We start from the raw sequence: 11,278 nt of genomic DNA, 5'->3' as shown, positions 1-11,278 counted from the left end.
CACACGCTCGTCAAGACGCAGGTGGCTGAACCGACCCCATCACGATCATCTCGTCCGGGCATCGCAACCTCCTGCCTGAAGACAGAAAATCACCACCATCCGAAGGAGGCGAGAGACTTCTTCAGCAGCCTGCTATTCAGCAGCCTGCTAGCGCGCGCAGGCGGGCGCGCAGGCGGCGGAGTTTGGTCACGACGTCGCGGACCAGCGGTGCGCGGTCGAACCAGGCGAGGGCGTGGATGTCCGTCCGCGACGGGCGCTGGTGGCCGAGCGCCGGAACCACGACCAGTGTGCGAAGCTCGGGATGGTCGGCGCGAAAGCGCGACAGCGCGCCGTCGACATGCATCGGGCCGCCGGCGGGGTCGCCGGAAGGCCGGGCGAGCATCCGGTTGAGATAGGCGGTCAGCGCCGTCAGGGCGGGCGCCCGGTAGAACATGAAATGCATGCAGACGATCGGATGGTCGGGCGCCACTGCGCGGATGTCCGGATGCCCTTCCACCGGCTCGCCCGGCGGCACGGTCTGGAAGCCGGCATAGGCGATGTCCCAGGGCAACCGCTCCAGCGCGGGCAGGATCGTCGCCATCCGGGCCACGAAGTCGCGCGAGAAATCGAGGTCGTCCTCGCAGACGATGACGGCGCCGAGCCCCTCGGCGGCGGCTTCGGTCATCACGCCGAGATGGCTCATGAAACAGCCGCGCGAGCCGATGTCGGGAAATCCGCCCTTGTCCTCGGGCCGGATCGCGGCGAAGAGACGCACCCTAGGATGGTCGAGCGACAGGCCGATCCGGCCGAGCTGCGCCTGGAACTCGCGCCGTCGGTCGCCGCGGTTCGGCAGGTTGATGACATAGAGCGCGTCGAAGACGGCGAGGAGACCGCCTTCCTTCGCCTCCGAAGTCTGTTCGGCAAAGGCCATCGCCCGCGTCTCCCGCTGTGCCACTTCGCGCGCACAATCGCCGTCACGGGTTATCAGATGGTTACCGCCCTCGCGCGTGGGCGCGGTTGATCCTCGTGCGTGGGCGCGGTTGACCGTGCGGGCGGCGCGGAGGTAGGTAGGGGCCGGGACCTCGTAGCTCAGCCGGATAGAGCACCGGTTTCCTAAACCGGGTGTCGGGGGTTCAAGTCCCTCCGGGGTCGCCATCCTATCCCAAAGCCGTCGATCTTGACGCGAACCGGCGTCCGGTCCGCGCGGCCGGGTCAGCTGACGCGGCCGCCCATGGCGGAGACGGTCCAGACCGTCGCCTGACGCAGCAGGCCTGCCATCGCGGCGTTGAAGGCGGCGGCGACGGGCATCGCGTCGGTCGAGCCGAGATTGACCGTGGTCTCGAAAGTGCGCGAGGCGATCACGCGGCGGTCGATGTCGCGGACGAGCGTCAGCGACATGCGCACCAGCACCTGCGACGGCGGACCGACTTCGGCCTGGAAGGCCTGCAGGTCGGTCAGCAGCACATAGTCCGGTAACGGCCCCGCCGTGTCGCCGCCGACGAAGGCGACGCCGCCGGAATTGCCGATCGAACGGATCAGCAGCGCCTGCACATGCATCGGCGCGGCATCGACCCAACGACCGTCGGGCAGGTACTTGATCTGCAACGGATTCGGCTTGATGACCATGCGGTCGGTGGCGATGGCGCTCGAGGCCGTGGGTGTCGCCACCAGCAGCACGCGGCTCGACCGCGTGGGCGCGCCCGGCGGCACGACCGACGCGCTGAGATCGAAGGTGTCGAGCGACTGCGAGGCGGAGTTCAGCGTCGAGATCGCGGCGCAGCCGCTGAGCGCCGCGAGGCCGACGAGCAGGCCGAAGCGGATGACAAGACGGACGGCGGCGGCGCGGGCGAGTTGGATCGGCGTCATGCTCGGGCTCATCTCCTGAAGTCGGGCGGCGTATTGCCTAGGAAGAACCGCGCCGGATCGCGGTCGACCCGCGCGGTCAGCCGCTCCAGCGAGGCGACGAGATTGCGCGCCTCCTGGGTGAAGTTGACGAATTGCGGCAGGCCGGAGGTGGCGAATTGGGTGATGGGCGGGCCGCTGGCGGCGACCACCCGATCGACCTCGGCCATGACCTCGCTCGCCCGTCGCAGCGTCTGGCGCAGGTCGGCGGTGATCGCCGGAATGTCGGCCGTCACGTCGGCGACCGACGCGCTGAGCTTCGCGGCCGAGGCGCGGATATCGGCGGCGGTCGGGCCGACTTCGGTGTCGATGATCCGATTGGCGCTGACGAAGGTCGTCTCGGCGGCCTTCAGCGTGCTTTCCACCGTGTCCATCGCCGTCTCGAGCCGGTTCAGCGTGGCGCTGGCATCGGCGAAGGTCGTGGTCGCGGTCGTCAGCGTCTTGTCGGCGGTGGCGAGCAGCGGGCGGAAATCGCCGGTGAGGCCGGTGATGTCGGTCGAGACCTGATCGATGAGCGTGTTGACGTTGCCGGTCGCCGCGCGGACGTCCGAGACGATGACCGGCACATCCTGCAGCACCACCTTGTTAATCGCGTCGATCGAGACATTGGCCTTGGCGAGCGTGCCGCGGGCGTCGCTGACCAGCGCGGTGCCCTCGCCGTCGATCAGCGTCTGCACGCTGGTCGAGGTGGCGCCGACCGATTTCAGCGCCACGCGCGCCTCGTCGAGCGTGGTGTCGATGCCGGCGAGCGTGCCTTCGAGCTGGATCAGGCGCTGGGTCGCGACGGCGGAGGTGTCGCCGAAGCTCGCGATCACGGTCGCCCCCTGGGCGCGGAACTCCGCCACCGCCTGGTCGAGCGAGGTCACCGTGCGCGACAGCGTGGTGACGATCTCCGGCACCTGATCGCGGATCACGCCATTGGCACTGTCGAAGGTGACGCCCGCGCTGGTCAGCGTGGTGGTCGCGGTGGCGAGCGTGGTCTGCGCCTCGGCGAAGGCGACCTTGGCAACGTCGAGCGTGCCCTTGGCGCTGTCGAGCGTGGTCTCGACGGTACCGCCGATCGCATCGAGCCGTCCGGTGAATTTCGTGATCTGGCCGGTCGCCTCGGACACCGTGTTCGTGATGCTCGAGAAATCGTTCAGCGCCGTCTCGAGCTTGGCGGACGCGGTGTCCAGATTGCCGAGAATGCTGCTGACATAGGTCTGGCTTTCGGGCCCGACGAAGCCGCGCAGATCCTTGATCAGCTTCAGCGCCTCGGCGAGCAGGTTCGGCGCGTCCTCGCTCAGCGCCTGGACGACGGAGCGCTGGCCCTCGATCAGCGGCACGCCCTCCACCGTGTCGCGCAGCATCGGCGCGCCGGAGCTACCGCCGGTCAATTCGACCATCGACATGCCGGTGACACCCTGGGCCTTGAGCTGGGCCGTGGTGTCGGCCTTGATCGGGGTATTCGCATCAACCTGGACCCGGACCAGCACCTTGGCCGGATCCTTGGGGTAGAGCTGGATCTGCGTGACCTGGCCGACCGACACACCGTTGAAATTGACCGCGCTCGCCACGCTGAGCCCGGAGACATTGTCGAAGGTGATGTCGTAATAGGCGTATTGCCGGTCGAGCTGCAGGTTGGCGAGCCAGATGAAGAAGCCGAGCGCGGCGAGAATACCGGCGAGCGTGAAGGCTCCGATTAGCACATAGTTGGCACGGGTTTCCATCGTCGCTCCGAAAAGTCAGGCCGACGCGAGCGCGGCGCGCGCCCTCGGGCCGTGGAAATAGGCATGCACCCACGGGTGATCGACCTCGAGCATCTCGGCCATGGTGCCGGTCACCAGCACCTTCTTCTCCGCGAGCACCGCGATCCGGTCGCAGATCGCATGCAGGCTGTCGAGATCGTGGGTCACGAGAAACACGGTCAGGCCGAGGGTTTTCTGCAGTTCCTTGATGAGATTGTCGAAATCGGCGGCGCCGATCGGGTCGAGCCCCGCGGTCGGCTCGTCGAGGAAGACGATCTCGGGATCGAGCGCCAGCGCCCGGGCGAGGCCCGCGCGCTTGCGCATGCCGCCCGAGAGTTCCGAGGGAAACTTGTCGCAGGCGTTTGGCGGCAGGCCGACCATCGAGACCTTGAGCTCGGCCAGCGCCCGGCGCGTGTCGGCGTCGAGCGTGGTCTGGCCGCGGATCGGCACCTCGACATTCTCGGCGACGGTCAGCGCCGAGAAGAGCGCGCCATCCTGGAACATCACGCCCCAACGCTGCTCGACCGCCTTGTGCTCGGCATCGGGCGAATTCAGCATGTCGGTGCCGAAGACGCGGATGCTGCCCGCCGCCGGTCGCACGAGGCCGACGATCTCGCGCAGCAGCACCGACTTGCCGGTGCCCGAGCCGCCGACGATGCCGAGCACCTCGCCCTTGTAGACGTCGAGATCGAGTCCGTCATGCACCCGGTGGGTACCGAACTGGGTGACGAGGCCGCGCACCTCGATCAGCGCCTCGCGCTTCGCTGGCGGCGAGGCGTCGGTCATACGTCCACCAGCGAGAAGAAGATCGAGAACAGCGCGTCGGCGGTGATCACTGCGAAGATGGCGAGCACCACCGATTGCGAGGTCATCCGCCCGAGCGATTCCGCGTTGCCCTCGACCATCATGCCCTTGTAGCAGCCGACGACGCCGATGATCGCGGCGAAGAACGGCGCCTTGATCATGCCGACCAGATATTGCCAGACGCCGATCGAACTCTGCATGCGGCCAAAGAACACCTCCGGCGAGATGTCGAGCTGGATCCAGGCCATGAGCGCGCCGCCGATCAACCCGGTGAAATTGGCGATCAGCCCGAGCACCGGCAGCATCAGTATGAGCGCGAGGACCCGGGGGACGATCAGCACCTCGGTCGAATCGAGGCCGAGGGTCTGCATCGCATCGATTTCCTCGCGCATCTTCATCGAGCCGATGGCGGCGGTGAAGGCCGAGCCGGAGCGGCCGGCGACGATGATCGAGGTCAGGAGAATGCCGAGCTCGCGCAGGATCGAGACGGCGATCAGATCGACGATGAAGATCCCGGCGCCGAACTGTTTCAACTGCGCCGCGCCCTGGAAGGCGAGCACGACGCCGATCAGAAAGGCCATCAGCGCCACGATCGGCACGGCGTTGAGCCCGACCTCCTGCATGTGATAGACGAGCGAGGTGAAGCGCAATCGCCAGGGCCGGACCAGCACGCCCGCGACGCGGGCGACCACGAGCCCGAAGAAGCCGAGCATCTGGATCGCGCTCTGAAAGCTGGCGACCGTCGCCTCGCCGACAGTGGCGAGCCAGGGGACGAAGCCGCGGATCTCGGGGGGCGGGGCGACTTCCTCGGGCAGGTTCTTGGTGACGGTGTCGATCAGCGCCTGTTGCAGGGCCGTCGCATTCTCGACGCGGACCTTCACGCCCTCGCCTTCGAGGCGGCGGCCGAGATCGACGATCAGCCAGGCGCCACCGGTATCCATCGCCTCGAGCCGCGCAAGGTCGAAGGTGACTTCGCCCGGACCGCGCAGGCCGGCGAGCGCGCGTTGGGCATCGGCGAGGGTGGTCATCACCAGTCGACCGGAAAGGTCGACGCGCGCGCCTCCCTCCGCCTCAGCGATGTTCACCGTGGAGCCGCCCATGATCCCGCTACGTCCGTCCTGACCCGGCGGGATAGGAGCATGCCGCCCCTGCGAAGGCAACCCGCGCCGCGCCTGCGAGAAGGGTATCGAATTCAGCTCCGTACCGGCGGTTCGCGGCGGTGGCCGGGCGTTGTCAGGCTCGTCTTGTCAGGCGAACGGGCAACAGGAGCAGGATCGCCCCGACCATGGCGGCGACGATCGCGCCGATCATGCCGAGGACGACAGTGCCGACCAGCCCCATGCCGCCGCCCCCTACGATGACGCTGACAAGCCAGCCGGCGACGCCGCCGACGATGATCCAGATGGCGAGCGCGGTCCGTACGCTCGATCCTTGAGCGGCGGTGTTTTCCACGGTCCCCTCCTTGGGCCAATGGCTTCGCGGTCCCCGAGGCCGCGGGCTCGGGCGCATGGCAACGCCGGAGCCGATTGCGCGGCGGGCCGGCCGGGCGCTACGGTAACGCCGACCGACAGGAGTGCGTTCCCGATGCCCGGCCCCGTTCCCCACTTTTCCCGCGCCGAATACGAAACCCGACTCGAACGGACGCGGCACGCGATGGAGGCGCGGGGAGTGGAGCTTCTCATCGTCAGCGATCCGTCCAACATGGCTTGGCTGACTGGCTATGACGGCTGGTCCTTCTACGTGCATCAGGCGGTGATCCTCGGCCTCGCCGACGGACCGCTTTGGTATGGACGCGCGATGGACATCGAGGGCGCGCTGCGCACCGCCTGGATCGCGCCGGAGAGCATCCTCGGCTATCCGGACGAATATGTTCAGTCGACCGAACGGCATCCGATGGACCATCTCGCCGCGCTGCTCACCGACCGCGGCCTCGGGGAGGCGCGTGTCGGAGTCGAGATGGACAATTACTGGTTCTCGGCCGCCGCCTTCGCCGCGCTGGTCCGGGGGCTGCCGAACGCTCGCTTCTCGGATGCGACCGGCCTCGTCAACTGGCAGCGCGCGGTCAAGAGCGCGGCCGAGATCGGCTACATGCGCCAGGCCGCCCGCATCGTCGAGGCGATGCATGCGCGGATCGCCGAGACGGTGGAACCGGGCATCCGCAAATGCGACCTCGTCGCCGAGATCTACGACGCCGGCCTGCGCGGCGTCGATGGCGCGGGTGGCGACTATCCGGCGATCGTGCCGATGCTGCCCTCGGGCGCCGCCGCCGCCGCGCCGCATCTCACCTGGGACGACGCTCCCATGCGGCCGGGGGAGGGCACCTTCTTCGAGATCGCCGGCTGCTATCGCCGCTATCACTGCCCGCTGTCGCGCACGGTGTTCCTCGGCCAGCCGCCGCGCGCCTTTCTCGACGCGGAAACCGCGGTGCTCGAAGGGATGGAGGCGGGCCTCGCCGCGGCGCGGCCGGGCAATCTCTGCGAGGATATCGCGCTCGCCTTCTTCGCCGCGCTCGGGCGCCGCGGCTTTGCCAAGGACAGCCGGACCGGCTATTCGATCGGTCTTTCCTATCCGCCGGACTGGGGCGAGCGGACGATGAGCCTGCGCCGCGGCGACCGGACGGAGCTTCGTCCCGGCATGACGCTGCATTTCATGACCGGGCTCTGGCTCGCCGACATGGGGCTCGAGCTGACCGAGAGCATCCTGATCACCGAGACCGGGGTGGAATGCCTGGCCAACGTGCCGCGCGCGCTGCTGGTGAAGGAATGAGGCCGTCGCCGGTCGTGCCGACCATCGATCTCGACGGGACCGGCGCGCGGCACGGGCATCTCCGCCTGCCGCACAGCCGCGACGATTCCGCCTGGGGTTCGGTGATGATCCCGATCACGGTGATCCGGAACGGCGAAGGGCCGGTGGCACTGCTGACCGGCGGCAACCATGGCGACGAATACGAGGGGCCGCTCGCGCTCTTCGATCTGGCGCGGAGCCTCGACCCCGCGTCGGTGCGCGGCGCCGTGGTCATCGTGCCGGCGCTCAACTTTCCGGCTTTCCGCGCCGGGACACGCACCTCGCCGATCGACCGGGGCAATCTCAACCGCGCCTTTCCCGGCCGCCCCGACGGCACGGTTACCGAGAAGATCGCCGATTTCGTCCAGCGCGAGCTGCTGCCGCGCGCCGATTTCGTGCTCGATTTCCATTCGGGCGGGCGGACGCTCGATTTCCTGCCTTTCGCCGCCGCGCATGCGCTGCCCGACAAGGCGCGTGAGGCGGCCGGCTTCGCGGCCGTCGCCGCCTTCGGCGCGCCCTGGTCGATGCGGATGCTGGAGATCGACGCGGTCGGCATGCTCGACACCGCCGCCGAGGAGATGGGCAAGGTCTTCGTGACAACCGAGCTCGGCGGCGGTGGCGCGGCGCGGGCCGAGACGGTGGCCATCGCCCGCCGCGGCGCCCGTGACCTGTTGCGCCACGCCGGCATCCTCGCAGGCGAGGTCGAGTCGCGCCCGACGCGCTGGCTCGACATGCCCTCCGGCGATTGCTTCGCCTTCGCGCCGCGCGCCGGCCTCTGCGAGCCGATGGTCGATCTTGGCGCCGTGGTGGCGAAGGGCGAAGTCGTCGCCCGGATCCATGACTACGAGCGGACCGGCGAGGCGCCGACCGAGATCGCGGCCGGGCTCGACGGCCTGCTCACGGCGCGGCATTTTCCGGGCCTGATCCAGATGGGCGACTGCGCCGCGGTCGTCGCCGTGCCGGTGGAGGCGCCATGACACGTCCAGACACGACGACACTCGAAATCCTCGAACGGCTGATCGCCTTTCCCACGGTCAGCCGCGACCCGAACGCGCCGCTGATGGACTATGTCGCGGGGTTGCTGCGCGGGGCGGGGATTGAGCCGATCCTGGTGCCGAACGCTGACGGCTCCAAGGCCAATCTCTTCGCCAGCGTCGGCGGCGCGGAGGGCGGGGTGATGCTGTCGGGCCATACCGACGTGGTGCCCGTCGATGGCCAGGACTGGACGCGCCCGCCCTTCGCACTGACCGAAGGCGGCGGCCGGCTCTATGGCCGGGGAACGGCGGACATGAAGGGATTCGTCGCCAGCGCGCTCGCCGCGATGCTGCGCGCGGCCGGAACGAGGCTTGCCAGTCCGCTGCATCTGGCGCTGAGCTATGACGAGGAACTCGGCTGTCTCGGGGCGCATTCGCTGATCGCACTGCTGCGCCAGGGGCCGGCGCGGCCGGCGATGTGCATCGTCGGCGAGCCGACGGGCCTCAATGTCGCCACCGGCCACAAGGGCAAGACCGGGCTCCGCGCCATCTGCAAGGGGGTCGAGGCGCATTCCGCGCTGGCGCCGACCGGGCTCAACGCGCTGCATCTCGCCGCCGACCTGATGGCGGTGATCCGCGCCCACCAGTCGCGGCTGGCCGAGGAGGGATTGCGCGACGGCGACTACGACGTGCCGTATTCGACGCTGCATGTCGGCAAGCTCAACGGCGGCGTCGCGCTCAATATCGTACCCAATCTCGCGGTGATGGAGTTCGAGCTGCGCAATCTCGCCGGGGACGATCCCGAGACGCTGCTGGCGCCGATCCGGCGGTCGGCGGACGGGTTGCGCGACATTGCGCGGACCCGTTTCCCGGAAGCCGACGTGACGATCGAGGTGTTCAACGCCTATCCCGGCCTCGATACGCCGGACTCCGCCAGCGTGGTGCGGTTCGTGAAGTCGCTGACCGGCGCGAATGGCACGATCAAGGTCGCCTTCGGCACCGAGGGCGGCCTGTTCTCCACCGAGCTCGGGGTGCCGACGGTGGTCTGCGGCCCGGGCTCGATGGCGCAGGGCCACAAGGCGGACGAATATCTCGAAACCGAGCAGCTCGCCCGCTGCGACGCCATGCTCGACGCGCTGCTGGAGCGACTGCGCGCCGGCTTGTAGGTCGCGGGGGCCGCGGGCGGCTACTTCCGCGCGGCGTGCCAAAGGCGGGCCGCGCCAGATGCGGGTGTCGGGATATCCCTCCGCGGAATCGGCGAAATTTGACCAGCGCGCCGTCCTCAGGCGCCGAGGCCGATCCTTGCCGACAGATAGGCGCGGACAGCCTCGACCGAAAGCTCGGGCAAGTGGAGGCCGATGTACTTGTCCGGGCGGATCAGCCAAGCGCCGGTCGCGCCGTAGGCGGCCATGAAACCGCCGTCCGCGTCATGGGCGAGCGTGACGCGGGGCGGCTGCGCGCCGGGCGCGGCCGGGCTGACCCCGATCACCCGGACGGTCGGGCCGAGCGCGGTGGCCGCGGCCTCGATGGCCATGGTGTTCTCGCCGACCGGCGCGAGCAGCACCCAGTCCGGCCCCTTCAGGAAGTCGAAGAGGCGGAGCGGAAAGCCGACGCCGAAGCGGCGCAGGCCGGGGAGGTCCGGCGCGCGGTCGCCGGCCTTCAGCGTCGCGGTCCCCGGTCCCTCGGCCAGCGGCCCGCCGGCGTAGGAGACGAGGATCTGGGTATCCTCCAGCCGGTTGGGCTTGGGGGTGGGGTGGCCGAGATTGACGCTCGCCTCGGTGGTTCGGGCGACGACCTCGGCCGCGACCGGCCGGCGTTCTGCCTCGTAGCTGTCGAGCAGCGTCGCGTCCGCGCGCCCCGAGATCACCATCCCAAGCTTCCAGGCGAGATTGTAGGCGTCCTGGATGCCGGTGTTCATGCCCTGGCCGCCAGTCGGCGGGTGGATATGCGCGGCGTCGCCGGCGATGAAGGCCCGGCCGACGCGGTAGCCGGAGGCAAGCCGCATGCTGATGCGAAAGATCGAGGACCATCGCATGTCGCTGAGCGTCACCGAACCGGGCACCAGTCGCGCCGCCACCTCGCGCAGGTCCTCGATCGTGGCATCGGGACGCTCGGACTGAATGCCGTGGTCGGTGCCGGCCCCGGCGGGCGCGGACAGCCGGTCGGGCGCGACCATGGTCACGCGGTAGCGGTCGCGGTCGGGCAGCGGAATGGCGACGAAGAGATCGGGGGGAGCGTTCTCGCGCGGCGTGATCGCGCGATAGGTCATGCCGCGCGGCAGATCCCAGTCCATCGCCACGTCGCCGAGCATGAATTCCATCGGAAAGGCGTCGCCCTCGAAGCCGAGGCCGAGCGCGCGGCGCACCGTGCTGTGCGCGCCGTCGCAGCCGACGACCCAAGGGTAGCGCGCCGTCTCCGGCCCGGCCGGCGTGTCGAGCGTGACATTCACGCCGTCCGCGTCCTGGTCGAGGCCGGTCAGCGCGACACCGCGCTCGACCGCGACGCCATGGCGCGCGAGATGGTCGCCGAGCACGGCCTCGGTCGCATATTGCGGCACGCCCAACGCGGAATAGGGCAGGTCGGAGAAATTCACCGCCACGTCACGGGCCGGGTCGCCGGTGATGACGACGCGCATCCCCGTCAGCCAGAGGCCGGCTTCGATCAGGTCCCGCGTCGGCCCGAGATCCTCCATCACCTCGAGGGTGCGTGGCGTGACGCCGATCGCGCGGCAGAAGCGCGAAGGCTCGGCGGCCTTGTCGATGATCCGTACCGCGACCTTGGCCCGGGCGAGTGCCAGTGCGAGCGTCAGGCCGACGGGGCCGCCGCCGACGATCAGAGCCGATGCCATGAGAATTTCCCCGCGCGCCTTTCGCCACGGACTATCGTCGGGCGGGGGCGGGGCGTCAACGGTCACCGGCGAGGAGATCGCCGCCCGCCGCCACGTCGCGGTCCGCGGCCTCGGCCCGGAGCCTGAGCAGGTTGGGCCCGGAGTGCGACGCACCATTGCCGTCGCGGTCAACGGCGAGGATCTGGCGGTATTCGGCGAAACGTGTACGTCGCAGGATGGCGGCGAGCGGGAAGGCCATGGCGGTCTCCGGGCTTTCGTTC

Annotated in this window: 11 protein-coding genes and 1 tRNA gene; 4 read left to right on the top strand and 8 right to left on the bottom strand. The window is 69.3% G+C overall.

What is annotated here, in order from left to right:
* Window positions 1–136: 136 nt before the first annotated feature.
* A complete protein-coding gene (locus Q0480_RS11610) occupies window positions 137–910 on the bottom strand; it encodes a glycosyltransferase family 25 protein (protein ID WP_299133081.1) in 774 nt (257 codons plus the stop codon).
* A 147-nt stretch (window positions 911–1,057) separates the two neighbouring features.
* Here Q0480_RS11610 and Q0480_RS11605 point away from each other — a divergent pair.
* Window positions 1,058–1,134 (top strand) — tRNA-Arg (locus Q0480_RS11605).
* A gap of 57 nt (window positions 1,135–1,191) precedes the next feature.
* Here the strand turns inward: Q0480_RS11605 and Q0480_RS11600 are convergent.
* From Q0480_RS11600 to Q0480_RS11580, 5 genes are all read right to left on the bottom strand, one after another.
* Window positions 1,192–1,845, bottom strand: a complete 654-nt coding sequence (locus Q0480_RS11600; RefSeq protein ID WP_299133079.1) for an ABC-type transport auxiliary lipoprotein family protein — start codon at window positions 1,843–1,845, stop codon at window positions 1,192–1,194.
* A gap of 8 nt (window positions 1,846–1,853) precedes the next feature.
* Window positions 1,854–3,590, bottom strand: coding sequence for an MlaD family protein (locus Q0480_RS11595; protein WP_299133077.1), 1,737 nt, complete (start codon window positions 3,588–3,590; stop codon window positions 1,854–1,856).
* A 15-nt stretch (window positions 3,591–3,605) separates the two neighbouring features.
* Window positions 3,606–4,394: an ABC transporter ATP-binding protein gene (locus tag Q0480_RS11590; RefSeq protein ID WP_299133075.1), complete on the bottom strand. Its 789-nt coding sequence runs from the start codon at window positions 4,392–4,394 to the stop codon at window positions 3,606–3,608.
* Window positions 4,391–5,497, bottom strand: a complete 1,107-nt coding sequence (locus Q0480_RS11585; RefSeq protein ID WP_299133073.1) for an MlaE family lipid ABC transporter permease subunit — start codon at window positions 5,495–5,497, stop codon at window positions 4,391–4,393. The genes Q0480_RS11590 and Q0480_RS11585 overlap by 4 nt, the downstream gene beginning before the upstream one ends.
* A gap of 148 nt (window positions 5,498–5,645) precedes the next feature.
* Window positions 5,646–5,864, bottom strand: coding sequence for a hypothetical protein (locus Q0480_RS11580; RefSeq protein WP_299133070.1), 219 nt, complete (start codon window positions 5,862–5,864; stop codon window positions 5,646–5,648).
* 132 nt (window positions 5,865–5,996) lie between these two features.
* On the opposite strand from Q0480_RS11580, the gene doeA reads away from it, so the two are divergent.
* From doeA to argE, 3 genes are read left to right on the top strand one after another with little or no spacing between them, the layout of a single operon-like run.
* Window positions 5,997–7,178, top strand: a complete 1,182-nt coding sequence (gene doeA / locus Q0480_RS11575; protein WP_299133069.1) for an ectoine hydrolase DoeA — start codon at window positions 5,997–5,999, stop codon at window positions 7,176–7,178.
* The gene (gene doeB, locus Q0480_RS11570) at window positions 7,175–8,173 is read left to right on the top strand and encodes a N(2)-acetyl-L-2,4-diaminobutanoate deacetylase DoeB (RefSeq protein WP_299133068.1); all 999 of its coding nucleotides are present in this window, start codon (window positions 7,175–7,177) and stop codon (window positions 8,171–8,173) included. Before doeA ends, doeB begins: the two co-directional genes overlap by 4 nt.
* On the top strand, window positions 8,170–9,336 hold the full coding sequence (gene argE, locus Q0480_RS11565; protein ID WP_299133067.1) for an acetylornithine deacetylase: 1,167 nt from the start codon (window positions 8,170–8,172) through the stop codon (window positions 9,334–9,336). The genes doeB and argE overlap by 4 nt, the downstream gene beginning before the upstream one ends.
* Window positions 9,337–9,452: 116 nt before the next feature.
* Here the strand turns inward: argE and Q0480_RS11560 are convergent, their stop codons facing one another.
* Window positions 9,453–11,018 carry an FAD-dependent monooxygenase gene (locus tag Q0480_RS11560; RefSeq protein WP_299133066.1) on the bottom strand — a complete coding sequence of 522 codons (1,566 nt, stop codon included), beginning with the start codon at window positions 11,016–11,018 and terminating at the stop codon, window positions 9,453–9,455.
* A 55-nt stretch (window positions 11,019–11,073) separates the two neighbouring features.
* Window positions 11,074–11,256 carry a DUF1028 domain-containing protein gene (locus Q0480_RS11555; RefSeq protein ID WP_299133063.1) on the bottom strand — a complete coding sequence of 61 codons (183 nt, stop codon included), beginning with the start codon at window positions 11,254–11,256 and terminating at the stop codon, window positions 11,074–11,076.
* Between the last annotated feature and the right edge of the window lie 22 nt (window positions 11,257–11,278).

Origin of the sequence: uncultured Amaricoccus sp. (assembly GCF_937891315.1) — a bacterium.
Lineage (GTDB): Bacteria > Pseudomonadota > Alphaproteobacteria > Rhodobacterales > Rhodobacteraceae > Amaricoccus.
This window is presented reverse-complemented; position numbering and strand designations above follow the sequence as displayed.

Coding starts and splice junctions, on each gene's coding strand:
- Q0480_RS11610 (WP_299133081.1), bottom strand. CDS start 910: ATGGCCTTTGCCGAACAGACTTCGGAGGCGAAGGAAGGCGGTCTCCTC.
- Q0480_RS11600 (WP_299133079.1), bottom strand. CDS start 1,845: ATGACGCCGATCCAACTCGCCCGCGCCGCCGCCGTCCGTCTTGTCATC.
- Q0480_RS11560 (WP_299133066.1), bottom strand. CDS start 11,018: ATGGCATCGGCTCTGATCGTCGGCGGCGGCCCCGTCGGCCTGACGCTC.
- argE (WP_299133067.1), top strand. CDS start 8,170: ATGACACGTCCAGACACGACGACACTCGAAATCCTCGAACGGCTGATC.
- Q0480_RS11590 (WP_299133075.1), bottom strand. CDS start 4,394: ATGACCGACGCCTCGCCGCCAGCGAAGCGCGAGGCGCTGATCGAGGTG.
- Q0480_RS11555 (WP_299133063.1), bottom strand. CDS start 11,256: ATGGCCTTCCCGCTCGCCGCCATCCTGCGACGTACACGTTTCGCCGAA.
- doeB (WP_299133068.1), top strand. CDS start 7,175: ATGAGGCCGTCGCCGGTCGTGCCGACCATCGATCTCGACGGGACCGGC.
- Q0480_RS11595 (WP_299133077.1), bottom strand. CDS start 3,590: ATGGAAACCCGTGCCAACTATGTGCTAATCGGAGCCTTCACGCTCGCC.
- doeA (WP_299133069.1), top strand. CDS start 5,997: ATGCCCGGCCCCGTTCCCCACTTTTCCCGCGCCGAATACGAAACCCGA.